16 protein-coding genes are annotated in these 20,822 nt (G+C 44.5%); 8 read left to right on the top strand and 8 right to left on the bottom strand.

All coding sequences use genetic code 11. From position 1 onward, the window contains the following. Nucleotides 1-10: 10 nt before the first annotated feature. Nucleotides 11-1,096: an efflux RND transporter periplasmic adaptor subunit gene (locus M9196_RS05415; RefSeq protein WP_250616506.1), complete on the bottom strand. Its 1,086-nt coding sequence runs from the start codon at nucleotides 1,094-1,096 to the stop codon at nucleotides 11-13. 286 nt (nucleotides 1,097-1,382) lie between these two features. Further along, nucleotides 1,383-2,297 (bottom strand): DUF808 domain-containing protein, encoded by a 915-nt coding sequence (locus M9196_RS05410; RefSeq protein ID WP_250616505.1) that lies wholly within the window; start codon nucleotides 2,295-2,297, stop codon nucleotides 1,383-1,385. A gap of 336 nt (nucleotides 2,298-2,633) precedes the next feature. Here M9196_RS05410 and M9196_RS05405 point away from each other — a divergent pair, with 336 nt between their 5' ends. From M9196_RS05405 to M9196_RS05390, 4 genes are all read left to right on the top strand, one after another. Next, entirely contained in the window at nucleotides 2,634-3,494 is an 861-nt protein-coding gene (locus M9196_RS05405) for a siderophore ABC transporter substrate-binding protein (protein ID WP_319946323.1), read from the top strand. A gap of 123 nt (nucleotides 3,495-3,617) precedes the next feature. Next, nucleotides 3,618-4,577, top strand: coding sequence for an ABC transporter permease (locus M9196_RS05400; RefSeq protein WP_250616503.1), 960 nt, complete (start codon nucleotides 3,618-3,620; stop codon nucleotides 4,575-4,577). Next, a complete protein-coding gene (locus tag M9196_RS05395; protein ID WP_250616502.1) occupies nucleotides 4,570-5,520 on the top strand; it encodes an iron chelate uptake ABC transporter family permease subunit in 951 nt (316 codons plus the stop codon). The genes M9196_RS05400 and M9196_RS05395 overlap by 8 nt, the downstream gene beginning before the upstream one ends. A gap of 10 nt (nucleotides 5,521-5,530) precedes the next feature. Continuing rightward, nucleotides 5,531-6,292: an iron ABC transporter ATP-binding protein gene (locus tag M9196_RS05390; protein ID WP_250616501.1), complete on the top strand. Its 762-nt coding sequence runs from the start codon at nucleotides 5,531-5,533 to the stop codon at nucleotides 6,290-6,292. Nucleotides 6,293-6,513: 221 nt separating this feature from the next. Here the strand turns inward: M9196_RS05390 and M9196_RS05385 are convergent, their stop codons facing one another. Continuing rightward, nucleotides 6,514-7,803: an LssY C-terminal domain-containing protein gene (locus M9196_RS05385; RefSeq protein WP_250616500.1), complete on the bottom strand. Its 1,290-nt coding sequence runs from the start codon at nucleotides 7,801-7,803 to the stop codon at nucleotides 6,514-6,516. Between the two features lie 134 nt (nucleotides 7,804-7,937). Further along, the gene (locus M9196_RS05380; RefSeq protein WP_250616499.1) at nucleotides 7,938-8,660 is read right to left on the bottom strand and encodes a glycosyltransferase family 2 protein; all 723 of its coding nucleotides are present in this window, start codon (nucleotides 8,658-8,660) and stop codon (nucleotides 7,938-7,940) included. Between the two features lie 239 nt (nucleotides 8,661-8,899). On the opposite strand from M9196_RS05380, the gene M9196_RS05375 reads away from it, so the two are divergent. From M9196_RS05375 to M9196_RS05365, 3 genes are all read left to right on the top strand, one after another. Beyond that, nucleotides 8,900-10,051 (top strand): efflux RND transporter periplasmic adaptor subunit, encoded by a 1,152-nt coding sequence (locus tag M9196_RS05375; protein WP_250616498.1) that lies wholly within the window; start codon nucleotides 8,900-8,902, stop codon nucleotides 10,049-10,051. Further along, a complete protein-coding gene (locus M9196_RS05370) occupies nucleotides 10,048-13,179 on the top strand; it encodes an efflux RND transporter permease subunit (protein ID WP_250616497.1) in 3,132 nt (1,043 codons plus the stop codon). The genes M9196_RS05375 and M9196_RS05370 overlap by 4 nt, the downstream gene beginning before the upstream one ends. Before the next feature lie 529 nt (nucleotides 13,180-13,708). After that, nucleotides 13,709-14,425, top strand: a complete 717-nt coding sequence (locus M9196_RS05365) for a hypothetical protein (RefSeq protein WP_250616496.1) — start codon at nucleotides 13,709-13,711, stop codon at nucleotides 14,423-14,425. 137 nt (nucleotides 14,426-14,562) lie between these two features. Here the strand turns inward: M9196_RS05365 and M9196_RS05360 are convergent, their stop codons facing one another. Further along, complete coding sequence (locus M9196_RS05360) at nucleotides 14,563-15,426, bottom strand: helix-turn-helix domain-containing protein (RefSeq protein ID WP_250616495.1); 864 nt, start codon at nucleotides 15,424-15,426, stop codon at nucleotides 14,563-14,565. Between the two features lie 189 nt (nucleotides 15,427-15,615). Beyond that, nucleotides 15,616-16,764, bottom strand: coding sequence for an L-threonine dehydrogenase (gene yiaY / locus M9196_RS05355; RefSeq protein ID WP_250616494.1), 1,149 nt, complete (start codon nucleotides 16,762-16,764; stop codon nucleotides 15,616-15,618). 710 nt (nucleotides 16,765-17,474) lie between these two features. On the opposite strand from yiaY, the gene M9196_RS05350 reads away from it, so the two are divergent. After that, on the top strand, nucleotides 17,475-17,714 hold the full coding sequence (locus M9196_RS05350; RefSeq protein ID WP_250616493.1) for a PAS factor family protein: 240 nt from the start codon (nucleotides 17,475-17,477) through the stop codon (nucleotides 17,712-17,714). A 433-nt stretch (nucleotides 17,715-18,147) separates the two neighbouring features. Here the strand turns inward: M9196_RS05350 and M9196_RS05345 are convergent, their stop codons facing one another. Then, the gene (locus tag M9196_RS05345) at nucleotides 18,148-19,467 is read right to left on the bottom strand and encodes a BamA/TamA family outer membrane protein (RefSeq protein WP_250616492.1); all 1,320 of its coding nucleotides are present in this window, start codon (nucleotides 19,465-19,467) and stop codon (nucleotides 18,148-18,150) included. A 383-nt stretch (nucleotides 19,468-19,850) separates the two neighbouring features. Continuing rightward, nucleotides 19,851-20,771, bottom strand: coding sequence for a M14 family metallopeptidase (locus tag M9196_RS05340; RefSeq protein ID WP_250616491.1), 921 nt, complete (start codon nucleotides 20,769-20,771; stop codon nucleotides 19,851-19,853). Between the last annotated feature and the right edge of the window lie 51 nt (nucleotides 20,772-20,822).

Here is a 20,822-nt window from a genome sequence, read left to right as displayed (position 1 = left end):
TAACTGCCTACTATTGTGAAATGCTAACCTGTTGCCCAGGTACGATTCGGTGTAAACCACTGGCGATAATTCGCTCGCCAGCGTGAATAGCGCCTTGGACGTAGGCCTTATTTTGATCGGCAAAGAGCACCTGTATAGTGCGGCTTTCTATCGTTTGGTTGTCGTTAATGATATAGACATTCCAGACACCACGCATGCCATCGGTTAGGGCTGAAATAGGCACCCAAAACCCAGTTTTGTGGTATTTTTCGTCAAAATCTAGGTAAGCCAGCTGTCCTTCTAATAACCCAAGATTGTTGGGCAGAAGATAACGCAATCCAACACTTCGTGAATGGATGTCAACAATGGCACCCGGATTGACAAGCGTGGCTGAATACGTAGCTTGTCCGACTCTAATTTGTGGAGAGGTGAGCGCGGACACCTTGCTTAGCTGCTTCGCAGGAATACCAATCGCGGCTTCTTTTGCCTGATTAGATAACAAGGTTAAGGTTGGTTTACCTACATTTACTACATCACCAGTGGTGACCAAACGGTGGCTGATGATGCCAGAGAAAGGGGCTCGGATAGTCGATTTTTGTTGGCGTAGTTGGTTTGCATTTTGCGAGGATTTCAGACCAAGTAAACTTGAGGTTAATACACTTACTTCGCTATCTAACGCATCCATTTCCGCTTCCGCACTAAAGCCACTCGCTTTCAAGGCTTGTTGACGTTTGAGGTTCGCTTTTACCAAGTTTAGGCGCGCATTAAGCTCTTTATCCCGAGCTTTCAGTTGATTGGCTTCTGTTTTAAGTAATTCTGTATCCAGTGTTAGGAGCGCTTGTCCCTTTTCTACGTGATCGCCCACATCCACGTAAATTGCTGAAATTTTACCTGCAAGCTCAAAGCCCAAGTTCGCTTTTTGGGCGGCTTTGATAATTCCGACATATTCTCGTTTGACGTTATAGTGGTCCGCTTGCACCAGTTGTAGAGCTTCGACCGCTAATTTTGGTTCTACTTCAGTTGTTGAAATGGTTTCTGAATCGCTACATCCGACGATGGTAGAGGCGAATAACATAACCCAAACCAAAAACGGGCGGCGTAACGTCGATGATTCCATTCATAACCCCTAACAATGACGATGTTTTATAACATTATGCAACAGGTGGTTTTGTGTCTAGGCAACAAAGGTTGGTTTTGTGACTGGATGTCGCATATTCAACTTTTTCTTGTGTAATTCCGTTGTTTATCAAGGGGGAGCGGGCGCAATGGCTCCGCGAAAGGTCCTGATTAAGGCGACCGTTCGTCATGTTTTTGAGGGATTTAAACCTGCGAACTTGGCTAAGCGTCTGAGTATGGTTTTGTGCTTGACGATAGCGATGTCATCATATCTACCAGAAAGGTAATTATGATGAGGACATCGCAGTACGAATTTTCGAGGCGACTTCCATAACGATCACCACGAGTATTCCTGAGACCACTCCGATTGCACCATTGAGCAGCACTGGAACCGCCGCTTTGGCAAGTGAGATGTTAGGTAGGTCCATAATAATGGGTTCTATTAAGTGATGCACGGCCGGAACGTTATGCACGACGATTCCCCCACCGACTAAAAACATGGCGGCGGTGCCAACAATGGTTAGGACTCTCATTAGTCTAGGGGCAAAAGCAATTAAGCCTCGTCCAAACCAAGATAGCACCCCTTTTCCTTGTCCTTTTCTATCTAAGTAGAAACCCAAGTCATCAAGCTTTACGATGCCCGCAACCAAGCCATAAACGAAGATGGTCATTAACACTGCGATTAATGACACCACCAAAATTTGTACGGTTGTTGACTGCCCTTGAACCGTACCTAATGCAATGACAATGATCTCAGCTGATAGGATGAAGTCGGTACGGATGGCGCCAGCGATTTTCTTTTGCTCGTATTCTTCTATCGATTCATTGTTGAGAGAGGGAACGTCTTCTAAATGGTCGTGTTTGCTATGAAAAAGTTTTTCGATGATCTTTTCTGCCCCCTCGTAGCAGAGAAATAGACCACCTATTAGCAGCAATGGATTGATTAACCAAGGCGCGATAAAGCTAATGATGAGTGCAGCAGGGACCAATATGCATTTGTTTTTGAAGGAGCCTTTAGCGACAGCCCAGACCACCGGTATTTCTCGCTCTGCTGTCACACCAGACACCTGATGAGCATTGAGTGCCAAATCATCACCCAGAACACCAGCGGTCTTTTTGGCGGCAACCTTTGATAACAATGCGACGTCATCCAGCACTGCAGTGATATCGTCAAGAAGAGTGAGAAGACTTAAACCTGCCATAAGCGACCTATACATTTATATTATGTAAGTGAATGTAACACCTATTGGTGTCTTCTCAAGTTTTGGGAAGGGATAGTTGGAAATTAGAATAAATATTGAGCATATATATATCATTGGGTGAGGATTTGTTGGTAAAACCTGACAATGAGCCGAAAAACGTAAATATGATCAATGACAATAAAAACGCAATTAATCATAAGAATGATATTGATTCCTATTTATGTTGAGGTGATAATGAGCTTGTTTAATATAACCACAAGATATATAGGGTGTTACGGGATGAATCAGGTTTTTAGCTTTATCAAGCGTGCAACTATTGCAGCTGCCGCGTGTTCAATGTTTGTCACTAGCGCCTTCGCCGTTACTGTTGATCACTACAAAGGAAGCGCAGAGTTCAAAGAAACACCAAAGCGAGTAGTGGTGTTGGGGAATGGTAGCTTGGATGTATTAGATCGTATTGGTGTTCAACCTGTCGGGGCTCCGCACGCGCTATTACCGCCTTATCTCACTCAGTATAAAACGTCTACCACCAATACTGGCTCGGTGAGCGAACCTGATTTTGAAACCATTTATACCTTGAAACCAGATGTGATTATTGCTGAAAACCGCATGTTGAGAGTCTACGATGAGTTGAACCAAATTGCTCCGACGGTGATGTTTCACGTGGATAATGGTCAATATTGGCAAGATACTCAGGCCAACTGGCGTATGCTTGGTCAATTATTCGATAAAGAACAGGAAGTGGAAACGCTGATCGAAGAGACACAAGCACAGCTCACCGCCGCTGCTGACCAAGTCAAGGAAGGGCAGTTAAATGCCTTAATGGTGATGAATAATGGCAATAACGTCGCCATGTTTAACAAAGGTAGCCGATTCTCTATTATTTTTGACGATTTTAATTTTGCAGAATCAACCAGTCAAAATATTGCGCCAGTTGAAGGGTCTCATGGCAATTTAATTTCTTTTGAATACATCTCTGACGCGAAACCGGAAGTGATTTTTATTCTAGATAGAGAGCAAGCGATTGGTCGAAGTGCTGGGAAAGCGCAAGAGATGTTTAACAACCCTCTCGTTAACTCTACGCCAGCCGCACAATCGAACAAGGTGGTCTTACTTGATCCTAATGCTTGGTACATTTCTGGTGGTGGTGTGACGGCAACTCAGACCATGATCTCGGATATTACGAGCGCACTATAATCATTCACCTTCTCAAATAGCACGAGCAGCGAGTCTTTTGACTCGCTCTACCGACAATGAAATGGCATTTAAGCCATATAGCTTTCTGAGTTTCATCTAATTTTCTGAGTCTAATGTTGTTTCATGGCCATTCATAAGTATCTCTTCGCCCTAATATTACTAGGTGCTCTTGCGGTGTCATCACTGCTAATTGGCGCGGCCAATGTTTCGCTCGCGGATGTATTTCGTGGCGACGAGCACGCCTATTCCATCTATGTAGTGAGTCGGATCCCGCGTTTAATCGCTATTATGTTAGCGGGGGCAGGGCTAAGTGTTGCTGGTCTTATCATGCAGCAGATTGTGCAAAACAGATTCGCCTCGCCTTCAACCACAGGCACGATTGATTGTGCGCTCTTAGGGTATGTTCTGGGTTTGATTTTCCTTGGCGGCGCCTCTCAGTGGGTCCACCTAAGCGTGATCTTTGCTTTTTCTGTTGCTGGGACATTACTTTTCGTAAGGTTTTTGCAAAGGTTACAGTTTAAGAACGCCGTCCTTGTGCCACTCATTGGCATCATGTACGGCAATGTGGTGTCTGCATTGACCACGTTTATTGCCTACCAACATGACTTGGTTCAAACGATGTCCTCTTGGACGGTCGCCAACTTTGCCAGTGTGTTGCAAGGCGGCTACGAAATCTTGTACTTAGCCATTCCCGCATGTCTATTGGCCTACTACTACGCCAGTCAGTTTAGTGCCGCAAGTATTGGCGAGAGTTTTGCTAAGAACATTGGGCTGGATTATCAAAAAATCGTCTTTCTTGGAGTGATTCTAGTCGCTGTGAGTGCTTCTACTGTGGTGATGATCGTCGGCGTTATCCCATTCTTAGGGTTGATTGTACCCAACATTGTGTCGCTGTTTATGGGTGACAATATGAAGAAAATCTTACCGTGGACTGCGTATTGGGGCGTCGTACTGGTATTGTCATCTGACATTTTAGGCCGCCTGATCATATTCCCGTACGAAATGCCTATCTCAATGATCATCAGTATTTTTGGTGGTGCCGTGTTTATTTATTTGGTGTTAAGAGATAAAGCCCATGCGTGATTCTTATAAAGTGACTTTGTTGGTGGCGGGGTGTATCGCCATCATTGCATGGTTTATTGGCCAAGGCTTAACCGCAGATAATTATCAGTTCTTTTTATCTCGTCGGACGCCAAAGATACTGGCAATAGTTTTGGCAGCCGTGGCGATTTCAGCGTCATCATTGGTCTTTCAGACGATTACTAATAACCGTATCTTAACGCCATCTATTTTGGGTTTTGATAGCCTCTATCTCATGATTCAGGTACTTATGGTCGTGATATTAGGGAGCAGCAGCTTTTGGGTTATCCATGCGATGAGCAACTTCTTATTGTCGACGATCATTATGGTCTTCTTTAGTTTATTGTTGTTTCATTTTTACTTTAAGCGACAAAATAACAATGTATTTACGCTATTACTGATTGGTATTGTTTGTGGAAGCTTATTTAGTAGCGTGACTGGCTTTTTAACAATGCTTGTAGACCCTAACGAGTTTGCCACCATTCAAAATTCCATGTTTGCTAGCTTTAATAACATCAACGCAACGTTAGTCTATTGGAGTTTAATCCCATTGGGTCTGTGTTTGGCTCTTTTGTGGTATTACGCTCCAAAACTCGATGTGTTGTGGTTGGGCGTTGATAATGCAACGAGCTTAGGTGTGAATACTAAGCAGCTCACGCAACGAATGATGATGCTGATCACTGTGATGATTGCCATCTCAACCGCATTGGTTGGCCCAGTACTATTTTTTGGACTCATAACCGTCAGTCTAACGCGTGAAATGTTCAATAAATACCAGCATCGATTTTTGATAGTGGCGAGTAGTTTGTTAGCGATATTTTTGCTGGTAACAGGGCAATGGTTTGTCGAAAAAGTGTTGGTATTTCAAACCACAATCAGTGTGATCATCAATCTTGTTGGTGGTTCTTACTTCTTGTTTTTGTTGTTAAGAAATCGAATTAACTAAAGGTACTAGAGTGATTAAGTTAACTGGGCTGAGTAAAAAATACGGTAAGACGTTTGTGGTTGAAGATGCAGACGCTCTGTTTCCCAAAGGTGAAGTCACATCCATTATCGGGCCAAATGGTGCAGGAAAAAGCACGTTATTATCGATGGCTAGCCGCTTAACTCAAAGTGATGCCGGCGAGGTCTTAATCGGCGATAAGTTGCTGGCAGAATGGGAAACCAAAGAGTTAGCTAAGCATTTAGCGGTATTGCGACAGTCAAACAACATCAACATGCGTTTTACGATCCGAGAGCTGGTTTCATTCGGTCGCTTTCCACACTCGCAAGGAAGACTGACTCAGATTGACGATGACATTATTGATCAAGCATTGGGACATTTAGGTATTGAAGACATCCAACATCGATATCTAGACCAGCTTAGTGGCGGGCAGCGCCAAATGGCGTTTATTGCGATGGTGGTTGCACAAGACACGGATTATGTTTTTCTCGATGAGCCACTGAACAACCTCGATATTAAACATTCGGTTGAGATCATGCATACCTTGCGTCGTCTTGCCCATGAGTTTAATAAGGCGGTGGTGATTGTGATCCATGACATCAACTTTGCATCGTGTTATTCAGATAATATAGTGGCGATGAAAAAGGGCAAAGTCATCAAAGCAGGCGCTGTTCATGAGGTTGTAGAACAAGATGTCATGGAATCCATATATGAAATTCCATTTGATATTAGAGAAGTGGATGGTCGTCGAGTGTGTCTGTACTTTAATAGCTAGTGACTAAGAGCATTTTTCTCGCCTAAAGTATCCGTTTTTATTACTAAAGTGAGCATCTAAAAATGCGCCTCGCCAACCGAAATATAATGACTAAGTCAATCAATTGAGCTTTCAACGCGTTGTGTGAGACCCCCTATTAAAGGGGGGGCGCATGTCTCGGTGCGGAGGTGGAGCACGAAATAGGGGGCATGTTTTTAGCGAACGTGCTTCAGTTACTTGCTCTAGAGAGCATTTGTTGCGTCTACGGTTTTACTGGGTGAAAGAACTAAAACGTCCCCATCAGTGAAATAGTCATGACGGTTATCAATCGCGATCGGAGCGGTTAACGGGAGCTTTTCCGCGTGCCACTGAGCATTACTTTTTAGTACATGATCTTTGAGCTTATCTCGCTCGCGATCGACATCTGGCGAGACACGATGGAGAATCGTCACAATGCCACTATAAGGTGTGATGGCCAAACCATTATCAAAGCTTAAAGCCCCAACCCAGATAGGCTCAGAAGTTAGGGCATCAGTCCCTGCTTTCCACCACCTGACATGAGAGCGTTTAGTTAATGTTCCGGGTAGTTGGAATGCCAAATGCTGAGGTTCTCCATTCCAGTTAAGATCTGACACCGGGGGTGTTTTACGTCTAAGTAAATTGACGTAGTCCCAAAATTCCAGCTCATTACGAGAGAAGGTTTTGTTTTGTATCCAGCCCAGTGTTTGCATCAACGGGGTAGGAGACTCCCCCAAATAAATAATATTTAACGCTTGAGCAGAATAAATGGATGAGCGCCCTGCAAAGACTTTGTAGCTAAGCGCATTCAGGTCTACCGTTTTACTGTTATCTGACGTAGAGAGCGGAGTAATTGCGTCGTCGCTGAACCAAAAGAAATGGGAATAGTTGAGCGAGAGTATGCCAATAATAAACACGCCACAGGCTTTGACCCAAAGATACCGCCAATGTTTTTTAAAGCCACAATAGGTTAAAACAAGGGTTAAAATCACGATACCAAGTGAGTATTTGTGCTCCGATAGAAAGCCGCTAATGTCACTGAGAAGTGGGATGTTGTTGAGGCCTGCCGCTAGGAGATAACCCCAAATGACAAATTGCCCAATACCCAATATTAAGCCGATTGAGGCGTAGAGTGAAAACGTGCGCCATTGAATACGGTTTGCGCCTGCCATAAAGGGCATGACCCAAGCGATCGGTCCTAGTAGCCGAGAAAAGGCCAACAGTAAAAAGGTATGTCGGCTCATCATGAGTCGACAACGTGCCAGTGGTCGTCGAACTTTAGGTTGCCATGCTAACAGTCGTTTTTGAGTGTTGAAGCCATAGTGATGACCAATGAAATAGCTTAATTGATCACCGAATAGCCCACCAAGTAATACCGCGAATACAGCAAGGTATCCCCCGCTGTACAGTTGATATCCTGCCGCAATCATAAACGGTTCGCCGGGGACAACTAAGTTTGGACCAATAGTCGCATCCAGCAGTGATCCTAGAAATAAACCTAGAGTTTCAAACATATGGGCTTGTTACATCCTTTTATACCGGTGCTGTTCTTTAATATCTGTGTGATCATTTAATACTAGAGTGATCATTTAATATCGATGTGGTTCTTCCGGTGGTTAGCCGTGCTGACGGTAAGTAGTGCTGGGGGTTATTGGTAATGACCAAATTCGTACTTCATTTCATTGTTTCGCATCTCACCAAATAGGAAGCGTCGAAGGTTGGCTTTTAAATAAGTGCTGCCCATAGTCATTAAGCCATCTTGTTCTAAACGACGAGGGTCGAATTGAAACGTCAATGGGAGAAAACGAAAGCGCCAAGTCATTGCTGCCTTTTTCGCGTAGTGGCAGTCTTCACAAAGGACGATGGCTTCATCAAATCCACCGATTTCGTTATGGGCCCTTTGAGTGGAAAAAATGCATGCTCCAACAGCGGTAGGGAAGAAGTATTGAGTAGCAAATAGCCCCGCATTAAATAGACCATAGCCTGCTTTGTACGCCAGGCTGAGCTGTTGAGCGCCCATATACACGCCAGCAACTTCGAGCCTTTCTCTGTGTAGCTTGGTTATTGCCTTGTGTAAAAACTGTTTGTCGAGTCTGACGTCGGCGTCAAGAAAGAGCAGTCTTTCATGCTTAGCAAGTGATACCCCTGTATTACGTCCTCGACTGACGCCTCGCTCGGTCATAGTGTGCACGGTTAGCGAGGGCAAAGCGGGTCGAAATTTTTCCGCCACTTGAGTGGTGAGGTCATCGCTGTTTGAATCCACAAGGATGACTTCGAACTGCTGAAAAGTTTGCTTTGATAAATCACTGAGCAGTTTCGCAATGCGTTTTTCTTCGTTTAGCGTGATGATGACGATGCTGATTGGTTTCATATCCTAGTCCCTATTCCGTGCTTTGATGGTCGTAATCTCGTTGATGACGTCATAGTAATATTGGTTAGGTTAATCAATGCTGAGGAGGAAATTCATATTGCATTCATGAACATGGGTCGGGATGAAAATATGTGATGTTGGCAGCGGGATTTCGTATTGTGATAATTCATTACAGTTTCCGACGTTACTTTTACGTACAATGGTCAAAGAGGAATTTAAGGACAGGGACACGTATGTTTATGCTTAAACGAAGCTTGAAGTGGATCGTACCGATATTTATTGTTGGCATTGCTGCTGTGGGGTATGGGATTGTTCAGAAAACGAAACCTGAGATTGAACAGCAAAAACCGCTGAAGTTGAAAGCAACCGTTAAGACTCAAGTGTTAACGTCTACGCCGCATCAGATTTTGATTTCAAGCTTTGGAGAAGTGGTACCGCTAGAGCAGACAGCATTGGCGACACAGGTGTCGGGAGAGGTGGTCAGCTGGCATCCTAGCTTTGTCGCTGGAGGCGTCGTTAAGCGTGGCGAAGTCTTGTTTACCATAGAGAAGGACAACTATGAAGCTGCGGTATTACAAGCTGAAGCAGAATTGGCACAATCCCAGGCTTCTTTGATTGAAGAACGAGCAAAAGCAAAAGTCGCGCAGCAACAAGCGAAGAATATCGCCAACACACAAGTTTCTGACCTTTATCTGCGAATTCCTCAAGTATTGAGCGCAGAAGCGCGTGTTAAATCTGCGCAAGCAGGACTAAGGCGAGCAAAGCGAGATTTAGACAACTGTGAAATAGAAGCGCCCTATGATGCGCTAGTTGTATCGCGAAGCATTGGTGTGGGTCAGTATATTACGGCTGGATCGCAAGTGGCGGAAATCAATAATATTGAGACCGCGGAAATCATGGTACCGATCGCGGGTTTTGACGCGCCATTTTTACCCCACAATATCATTGGTACCCAAGCTAATGTTATTGCTAAAGGGCGAACCGAAGCCACCCGAGAAGGGATGATCGTGAGAGATCTGGGGGTGGTGGATAGCGCGACTCGTATGGTGAGTATGGTGATTCGAGTAGAAGACCCCTATGGGCTTAAATCTGCAGCCGCTCCGTTGCCGTTTGGTTCTTATGTCGAAGTGCGCTTCTTTGGTAAAACCGTTGCCGATTTATATGTAATTCCTCAAGAGTTGGTCAGCGATGACCGAGTTTGGTTGGTTGACCCTGATGATCGTTTGATACCAAAGCCGGTTCACGTCCTTCGTGAAGAAAAGGCCAACTTCTATATTGATTCTGGACTTGAGAACGGCGATGTTCTCGTGCTGACCGTCCCTGAGTTCCCCCAAGTCGGTATGCAAGTTAAGCGTGTCGTGAATGATGACGGCGACGGAGGTGCTCAATGAGTCAGAATGCTCAACGAGGGATCATTGCATTATTTGCGCGAAACTCAGTCGCAGCCAATCTATTAATGGGCTTTATCCTGATCATGGGAACGGTGAGCTACTTCCTGATCCAGAGACAAATGTTCCCGAATTTTGAAATTAATTATATTCAAGTTAGCGCGTCCTATCCGGGGGTTTCTGCTCAGGAAATAGAAGAAAGTATTCTGATTAAAGTTGAGGAATCACTTAAGGACGTGACGGAAATAAAGAAAGCGGTCACCGATGCCTACCGTGGAGGTGGGATGGTGACATTGGAAATCGACACCAAAGCGAACTTGATGGAGGTACTAGACAAGGTCAAGCAGCGCGTTGATGGGGTCGCCAGTTTCCCCAAAGCAATGGAACCGATAAAAGTCACCCAAATAGAGTTTAAGCAAGATGTTATTGGTATGGTGCTGTCGGGGAATACTTCATTACCTGAACTTAAAACCATGGCGCTGCAAATTGAAAAAGAATTACTGCAGCTCGGTGATGTGTCGTTAGTTGAAGTAAGTGCACCGCCTGATGAAATTGGCATCGAAATTCACCCGGATGAACTTCGTACCTATGATTTGACCTTGGACGATGTGGTTAGTGCCATTCAGAAATATTCGGCGAATTTTTCAGCAGGGCAAGTGCGCACGAGTACTGGCTTAGTCTCCATCAGAATCGAGAACCAGTATTACAATGGATTTGAATTTAGACAGATCCCCGTCAAGCTGGGGGCAAATGGTTCAAAAGTGTTGCTGGGGGATATTGCCGATATTAAAGATGCCTTTACCGAGGGACAACACTACTTTAAATACTCGGGAGAAAATGGCATTTATCTCACGGTAAAAGCGACCAAAACCCAGAATATGGTGCCAGTGGCGGAAACGGTAAAACGCTATATCGAAGCGAAGAATGAAGTGCTGCCTCATGGTATTCAACTGCATACGTTAATGGATATGACGTTTTATCTTAATGCGCGTTTGGACATGATGCTGAAAAACTTACTGCAAGGTGCAGTACTCGTGGCGATACTGTTAACCATATTCTTGCGCTTTCGTTTGGCAATGTGGGTCATGGTTGGTCTCCCCGTGTGTTTTCTTGGCGCGGTTATGCTGATGCCTTTATTTGATGTCAGCATCAATATCATCACATTATTTGCCTTTATTATGGTGCTAGGGATCGTTGTTGATGATGCCATTGTTATTGGCGAGAGTGTTTATAGCGAAGTGGAAAAAAGCGGGGGAGGTGTGACAAATGTCGTTCGCGGCGCCCAAAGAGTCGCGACACCCGCCACATTCGGCGTTCTGACCACGATAGCGGTGTTTGTGCCGTTTTTGTTTTCAACGGGTCCAGAAAAAGCGTTTTTCTACGGGTTATCGATTGTGGTTATTTTCTGTCTGATTTTCAGTTTAATTGAGTCGAAGCTGATCTTACCTGCTCACTTAGCGCATACGAAATTTACGCCAGTAAAAGAAAGCAGTTATCGCGCGCGTTTCAATCGTCGCTTCTTTGCGTTTGTTGATGGACCATACAAACGAACGGTATCTTGGTGTGTAGAGTGGCGATGGTCGGTGGTAATGGGCTTTATCGCGGTTCTTGTTATAAGCGTTGCTATGCTGACAGCGGGGCACGTTCGTATGATTCCAAGTCCTAAAGTCCCGTCTGATTTTCCCATGATCACCATTGAGATGAACAGCAATGCCTCAGACGAACAAACGATAGAGGCACTGTTAACGCTTGAACGCATTGTTCAAGAGGTCAATGAAGAGATTGAGCAAGAGTATGGTCAGCGTGCAGTGCGAGATATGATGACCATCAATACCAGTCGGACCAAAGGCATGATTATCATGCCTTTGGTTGATGAAGATATTCGCCCGGTGGATGCGTTTGAGCTATCAAAGCGATGGCGAGAAAAAATGCCAACCATCGTTGGGTTAAAGTCAATTGTGATTAATGACAACGTGACGGGTGGTGAAGGCGGTGATGAATTTGGTTACCTGCTTTATGGTCCCGATATGGAGGTACTTAACGCGGCAGGTCGGGCATTGATTTCTGAGCTGCAACAGCAGACGGGACTTTATGACATTAGCTCATCGATGGATACAGGTAGTCGAGAGGTTCAATTGTCTTTAAAACCTGTCGCGTACGATCTTGGGCTCGATCTGGCGAGTATAGCGTCTCAAGTGGGTGGCAGTTTTTACGGGGGGGAGGCTCAGCGAGTATTACGAAATACCGAAGAAGTGCGCGTGATGGTGCGTTACCCCAAATTGACTCGTGAGGCATTTTCATCTTTACGCTATGCACTGATCACAACCCCTGCGGGGAAAAAGGTCATGTTAGGTGATGTGGTTAATATTGATAGTAAACCGGGCATCAACCAGATACGCCGAGAGAATGGCTATAGAACGGTTTATGTTTACGGTTCTATCGATGAAGCTCAAATAGAACCTGATCAAGCCGTTAAGAATATCGAAGAAAATGTGTTGCCCAATATACAGGCTCAGTACCCACAAGTGGTGACGGAGCTAGGAGGAACGATTGAGGAGCAACAAAAGCAAAAGGCAGAGCAGATCGTCTTTTTCATCGCCGGTATGATTACCGTGTATATGCTACTGGCGATCCCACTAAAGAGCTATGCGCAGCCATTTATTATTATGTCGGTCATTCCGTTCAGTTTAACTGGCGCCATATGGGGACACTATTTTTATGGTCTAGATATGAGCATGATGTCGACTTTTGGGTTGATAGCCGCGGCAGGGGTGGTCATTAATGACTCCTTGGTCATGACCGATTATGTTAACCAAATCAAATTGCGTTGTCAGTGTGCTAAGCAAGCGGTGGTGGAGGCGGGTTGTGCTCGATTTAGAGCGATAACCTTGACGTCGATTACCACTTTCTTTGGGGTATTACCCATCATGTTTGAGACCAGTCTACAGGCAGCATTTGTGAAGCCGATGGCTGTCGCACTTGGATTTGCCGTGATGTACGCCACTGTTGTCACACTGATATTGGTACCATGTTTGTATGTCATGCTAGAAGATATTGGGCACTTGTTCACTAAGTTAAAGCGAGTGTATTTTCCTCATAAGCTCAACGATGATCATTCACATTCGTCTTAGTTAACGTCAGTCTTTGTTTTAACTCTGCCTCGACTTTTTACTCACTACTTATCCTCAAAAGTGGTGGGTAAAAGGTGGTTGAGTGCATAGTTCCATTTCCTCTAATTGCAGCCTAAAGTCTGGGTGAAAGGTGACATGTTGGTTGTGATTGAATTTGTATTTTTAAATTATAAATCAGTTGTTTATGTGGATTTTGTTTGAGCTTTTCAATAATTCCCCAACGTTTAAGTCCAAGTCAATGGACTATTTCTACTCCCTCACCTTCTTCTTCCGAAAGTCGATAAATTACGATTTATATTCGATTTTCGAATAACTCCTGCTTTTACCTATTTGCTCGTTGCCTATAAAGTTTGCCCCACCTCGAACGAGTTGATCTAAGTACGCTGTTGTTACTACTTAGGTCTATTCGGACAATGAGTTTTTGATACGACAATCATGACACTTTGTGATGAAACGTGCCGTTTCCACCGTGTCCTAATTTCTCCACGGAAGACTGAGATAAATGGAAGTTGTTTACTTGGGTAATGAAATGAAAAAAACGATCCTTACAGTGGTTATCAGTTCGCTCGCTTTTGGTGCTTACGCTGAAGAAGCAACGACAAAGAACACAGAATTAGCTCAATCTGACTCGGTGGAAGATATTAACTATGGTGATCCGACAGCATCATTTTCAACATTAGGTTTATCACGCTCAGGTGATGCGACTCAAATCAACGGTATGCTTGGCTTTGGGGCAAATATATTTCAACTGGATGTTGGAGTGGCGGATAAGAAAACGGTCGATGATAAAATTGCTTATAACTACCGTGCCCGTTATTTTCATGTTACTGATGGGCTTGGCTTTAGTGTTGATGTACTTGGTGACCGTGACAGTACAACCGCATTAGCAGGTATGATATATAAATTTGAGATTACGGACAATTTTCTTCTTTTCCCTATGTTATCTATTGGACGTACTCATGTAGACGAGAAAAATACGCATGCTGTTACAGATAAACAAGATAGTAATATCTATCAAGCGGGCCTCTACGGGATGTATGCGTTTGATGCTAGGCACTGGTTGTATGCCAACCCGAAATCTACTTATGTACAGCGTGCAAGCGAATGGCTGACGCAAATTGAAGTTGGCGGTGGCTACATGGTGACGGATTCCGTCTCGGTAGGGTTTAAAGTCGAGCATACGGCGGAGTCCGACATTTCTCGTAAGGACACCACAGGATGGGTTCAGGCCAACTACTATTTTTAATTTCGCTGGGTATTAGCCTTATTGAAGCGTTAACTTAAGCGTTAACCATGCGGGCGTGTACGTTAATGGTCCTGCTATAGGGCCATTACATAGGGCCATTTCATAGGGCCATTTCATAGAGCCATTACATAGAGCCATTACATAGGGTCTACGACGGGGCGAGTAGTTTGAAATTGCTTTGGCGTTAGACCGTACTCGTCTTTAAACAAGCGAATAAAATGGGAAATATTATTGTAGCCAGACTCTAATGCAGCATCGGTCACAGACATCGAAGCTAGATTTCGATACGCCGCTTGTAACCTTAATTGGGTTAGGTACTGCTTAGGGCTAAGCTGTGTCACTGCTTTGAATTTTTGTGAAAAACTTGAAAGCGACATGCCCACTTCTTCTGCGATTTGTGACAGACTCATTTGCAACCCTGCTGATGAGCGCATAATACGTATCGCTTTACTGATAGGGTGTTTGTTGTGGCTGGTAATGATGTTTTGGCAGCTGGTTTTTCGCATCAATTCAAATACCATCTCTTGGCCGGTTAAATCAATAAGAAAGTCCATGCTGGTGTCTTGTGAGCGAAGGATTTCTTGCATCCTAGAGTGCAGAGCTTCTATTCGATGGTCAACAGGGTTGATGGCAAATTGGTGTGAGTTGAGTGAGCCCGCCGCATTAAGTTCGAGGGTGTCAGACACCCGCTGGCGTACTTGTTCAACGATAGGCTCGTGAAATTCATAGACCAGCGCTTTCGTCTCTTCTGGCATGGTCATGTAAATAGTAGAGTTTGGCGGTAACAAGATCGATTGATCGCTCTGATATTGGAAGTTTCCCGATTGGTTAACGACAACAGATTTGCTTCCTTTTAAAATCGTACATAGCCGGGGGGCATCGTAGGAACGATATTCATCGTGAAAGTGTTGCGGGAGATCGTAATAGAGGACATTCATATTGCCCGTAGAAAGTGCGTACTCTCGCTCGTCAATTCGACAAAAGTTACTAATTTTATGCATAGACGATCGGCTCTCCATTACTCAGCTACGTATATACTAAGCACAGCAACCGCGTGTAACATTGATCTGCAATAGGAAAGGGGAAGGGTTTACAAAATGAAAAATGCAGGTAATCGATTAACCTGCATTTTTGAGAGCTACCGCAGCTAGTCTGTCGTTACGCTAGCTTGTTTGTAGTAATTAACATTGCTACAAAGCGGCAGCTAGAATGTCGACGACTTCATCGTGACTAGCTTGTTTCGGGTTTGTGAAGCCACACGCGTCTTTTAATGCATTTTGAGCCAATACATCAAAGTCGTCTTTGCTAACCCCTAGCTCTTCTAAACCAGAAGGAATGTCGACATCTTTTGATAATTGGCGAATAGCATCTAGCCCTGCACTTGCCGCTTGTGCATCGGTCATGTCTGCTGTGTTAACACCCATGGCACGTGCGACGTCGGCTAAGCGAGACGGAACGACTTTCGCGTTGTAGTCCTGAACATGCGGTAATAAAATGGCGTTGCATACACCATGAGGCAGGTCGTAAAAGCCACCAAGCTGATGGGCAATAGCATGAACATAGCCGAGTGAGGCGTTGTTAAATGCCATACCAGCCATAAACTGCGCATAAGCCATGTTGTCACGCGCTTCTAAGTTGTCGCCGTTGCGAACCGCTTCTCTTAAGTTCGCTTGTACCATTTCAATAGCTTTGATTGCTACCGCATCGGTAACAGGTGTTGCGGCAACGGAAACGTAAGCTTCAATGGCGTGCGTCAGTGCATCCATGCCGGTTGCAGCGGTTAGTGAGGCCGGTTTAGCCAGCATAAGCTCTGGATCATTTACCGAGATAATTGGTGTGACATTTTTATCAACAATCGCCATTTTAATGTGGCGGGCGTCATCGGTAATAATACAAAAACGTGTCATCTCGGATGCCGTACCCGCCGTGGTATTAATCGCAATCAATGGCAGTTGTGGTTTCGTTGATACGTCTACACCTTCGTAATCTTTAATCTCACCGCCATTAGTCGCTAACAGCGCTATGCCTTTTGCGCAATCATGTGGTGAGCCACCACCAAATGAAATAACGCAGTCACATTGGTGCTGTTTTAATAACGCCAAACCATCATTAACATTTTCAATTGTTGGGTTGGGTTTTGTGCCATCATAAATCACCGAAGCAACATTCGCTGTGTCTAGCAATGCCGTAAGTTTGTTGACCGCACCGATCTTATTTAACACGCTATCAGTGACGACTAATGCCTTTGTAAACCCATGTGTTTTAATGGTATTAACGGCCTCAGTAAGACAACCCGCGCCCATGAGATTAAGTGATGGAATGTAGAAAGCGTTAGACATGCTGTACCTCGTTTAATGTTTAAAGACTTCAGACACTTCTAAATAACCTTTAGAGTGGCTTTGTTTTATTCATTGCAGAGTAGCAGTAGTCGTTTTACACAAACTAGCGCGCATTTTACAAAAGTAGTCGAGATTAAATGCATGAGATAAACCGTGAAGTTAATCCCAAAAAGAAGCGCAGAATCGGTGACTAGGCGATTCTGCGCTTTAGGGGGAGCGGCACGTCTTTACTAGGATAAATAACACCGCTATTTCTCATGTTTTATACGTTTAATTGATTTACGCATAGAGAGAAATGAGTTGAAGTCTGCTCTGTTGGTGAGGAGCAGGGAGCCACCTTTTTCATCTGATGGCTCGGCTGATAGTTCGTATTATTGAAATAGACGTAGACGATATGGTGACCGATTCAGCATCGCTAGGCTTTAAAGCCGAGTAAACGTAGGGACTTTTCCCGAGAGGATGCCGCCGCTTTGGCGACGTTTAGGTATGTAAAAGCATCGAGTATCTTCGATATTGTCGTAGTTTGAGGGCATAACCGGTTACCGTTATGGGTAGCATGGCATCGTAAATGGTAATTCATGCTCAATGCTGTCAACGGACTCGTTATTGGATTTTTTGCTATTAATACTATTGTATGATTTATGTCACAGCAAGATAAAGTGAAATAATTGTAAACTAAGGGTCCCCCAAAGCTAAAGAAAATAAAACGAATGAATACCACAACTACTTTGATTTACGATACGTTAACCCGTCTTGCTGATCATGCTCCTGAACAGCATGCCGAAATTCGCCAAGCATTGTATGAACATTTAGGTCTGCCATTTTCTAAACAACTTGCCTTGTATGCCAACGTACTTGGCCCGGTAAGTTCGGGAAAATTAGAAGGGAGCCATCATATTGACAAGGCTGTAGAGTTAGCCATTGAATTATTACAAACTCCAAGTAAGTAACAGAGAGTATGTCATTAAAATGGCCCGTTGAATGAACGGGCCATTTTATTATCAATCATAACGTTACCTTACATTTATGCGTCTAACCTTACCTCTTCCTTTTATCTCACTTTCGATTCGAGTTAGTCACCAAAGTGGTCAAATAACACCCGCTTGGTATTTGATATCACGAGCCATTTTACTGTGTGAGCCACCAAAGGCTGGGCCTTACTAGGGCACTAAACGCTTGAGATTTAGCGATGGGGAAGGGTGATTGTGTTGAAAATCAGACTAAACGTGGTGAGTTAGCCTGTTCTTATCCGGCGATTAACACCGTTCAGATGTATGATTTTGTGTTGTTTATCAGGTCTTAGAGAGCGCCTCAAAGTGAGAGCATTGAACAGTTGGATTGATAGCCAGTTTTAGCCTGTACTATCAATCCATTGACTGAAATTTAGAAAGGATGATCAACCATAATCCAGAAGTTGGTGCTCTCTGGTGATTTTGCTATGTCTGCCCGAACCACCAAGCCTGCCATTAATGCTCGAACTGAACCACCGGCATCGTACTTAAGATCGGTTAGGAGTTCGTTTGCCGTATAATCGGCGCCAACTCGACCGACTTCAACAAATCCTACGAGTTGGATCCAGTCAATACGCAAAAAGTTTAACCAAGAGACATCTTTCGCCGGGTTGTAGGCCAAAGTATAGCGATATTCTGCCGAGCCATAGATAACGGCTTTATCGTGGAATCGGTTGTTGTCATAGCCACGCATACGGGTGAATCCACCCAGTGTGGCCCCTTCATTATATGGTGCCCCTCCGCTGACGGTCTGTTGTCCTTGGCCATCAGTCTCTACGTTCCACGTTGGAGACAGCCCTGTCCAAAAGTTCATAGCGATAATTCGTTGAGACGCCCAATCTGATTTACCCAATGAAAAATATTTACTTAAGTCAACTTCATGGAATGACCATTGTTGTTTCGATTCAAACCAACCCCAGTCATGGGATGTGGCGACATACTGTCGGCTACCAAAAGAAGGGTTAGGTGCAAAGTCCGTATTATCATAAAGGAGCCCGAACTCCATCGCATGGATAGTGCCATCAGCAGTGCCTTGAGAAAACTCAAACGATTGATAGCGGTTAAACTGTCTCGCGACAAAAATGGTTGAACCGCTGGTCATTGGATTCCATTCTTTGCCACCTGAAGGTTCAGACACCAACAGGCCATTTCTGATGGAATAATCAACAAGTCCGTGTTGACGGTTGGCACCGATTGGAAGTACATACTCCATTTTAATATCGAACCAGTTGGAGGTGCCATCTGCTTCAAAAAACTGCTGGTTAGAAGAGCCGTTGCTGCCTGGCAGTGGCGTCCCTGCAGGGTAAGAATCTGGTCCAGTGGTATAGGCTCGTTGCTTCGGGTAGTAACCTAGCATGCCGTAGGCACTTAAAAATACGCGTTCGGTACCAGGAATCATGTAGTTCCAGACACCGCCTGCTGCGGCTCGGCTGACATCGCCACCGAATACGGTACCCCCAATGGTCATTTGGTCTTGATGCCAACCTTTTACCATTCCGCCAACACCTATGTTTAGCCCCATGGTCTCTGTGCTAAACAAGTAGGGAAGGATCATTGATTCACGGACACGATCTGGAGTTTCAAGTCGGTCGACTCGTGATTTTACGCTGGTGGGTGTCGATGCTTGGCTCAGTGGTGTGATGAGCGTGCAACTGAGTGCGGTAATGACACCTAAGATACGACGATATGTCATGCGGCTTCCACTTCCTTGTATTTGTTTTTGTTATTTTTAGACTTTATGACTATAGCCTACCGTTATTTTAGGTCAGATAGAATAGGAAGTGATTATTTTGCGGGGTTATTGGTCTGGAGTTTATGAATTGATGTGATGGCGCTGCGAATTCATAAAATTATCTTAGAGTTTGGGTGCGTTTTGGTGATGATTTACTATGGCTTGTTTTGTTCATCACTCTATTTGTTGAAAGCTAGAAAGGAAGCTGTGTTTTTGCAGGTGTGCTTCTTACTGAAATGCCACTAGGCAGGGACTTTTTTATACCGATACATTATACCGATACGTTGTACCGGTAAGTACTTAGGGCATTCGAGTAAGGGTGCGATACCGCACCCTTATAACCGTTAAGCGTTTTTCTGTAGGTAGTGAATACCACCTAAAATAGCGGCGACTTGCGCATCATTACACTCTTGCTCATCCACTTTAGGGCTATCTGGGTAAACTTCCGTTGTGGTTGAATAGAGGCAGTCGGTCATGCCAGTACAAAGACTGAGCTTTTTCAGTGGGTAATTAATCACACCATGTTGAACAACGGTGGAACCAATAATCTTACCTTCGTTGTCTGGTGGGGCAATGTGCGTTACTTTTTCTACTGACTTAATAATAGCGGTTTGGAAGGCTTCAGCGGGATTGTCTGTATTACCGACCAGGTAGAAACCATCTGGGACACTGTCCTCAAAATAATCGAGACCGTCGCGGGCTGCGAGAGCGGGTCTAAATTCACTTTCATCAGAATCGGTGGTCTCATGCAGATCGATGTGCGCAAGGATCGGAACGCCCAGTTTTGCAACCAGTGCCATGACATTTGCTGACTCTTCTGCTGGCGAATTAGAATAAAACGAACGGTTTGGATCAACAGCGTTTGGATTCCAACGATTGATGGTTTCGTAGCCCCAAGGACTGACACATGGGACGATGACGATATTAAACTCGTCTTCAAAGTCTTGGGCGTTGACTTTGGCAAATTGCAAAGCGCCATGTACACCAGAGGTTTCATAGCCGTGAACACCACCAGTCACCAAGATCGTCGGTTTGTCCGCATGCCATTTTTTCGTTTTTAACGCAAAGAGTGGAAAACGCTCGATATCGTAGGATAACGCACCGTACTGCTCCACATCTAATGTGTCTCTCAGTGCTTCTATTTTAGGTAGGACATCTTGTTGGTATGTACGTTTAACAGACGTAGTAGCGCGCCATTGAAGGACTTCTTGCTCAGTCCATTTTTGACCGGGGGTGCCAATTGGATATTGAAAGCTATTATGCATCTTACTGTTCTCTTTTTAGTTTTGCCGTTAGGATAGCGACGAGTTAAGAGA

Origin of the sequence: Vibrio methylphosphonaticus (assembly GCF_023634655.1) — a bacterium.
GTDB classification, from domain to species: Bacteria; Pseudomonadota; Gammaproteobacteria; order Enterobacterales; family Vibrionaceae; genus Vibrio; species Vibrio methylphosphonaticus.
This window is presented reverse-complemented; position numbering and strand designations above follow the sequence as displayed.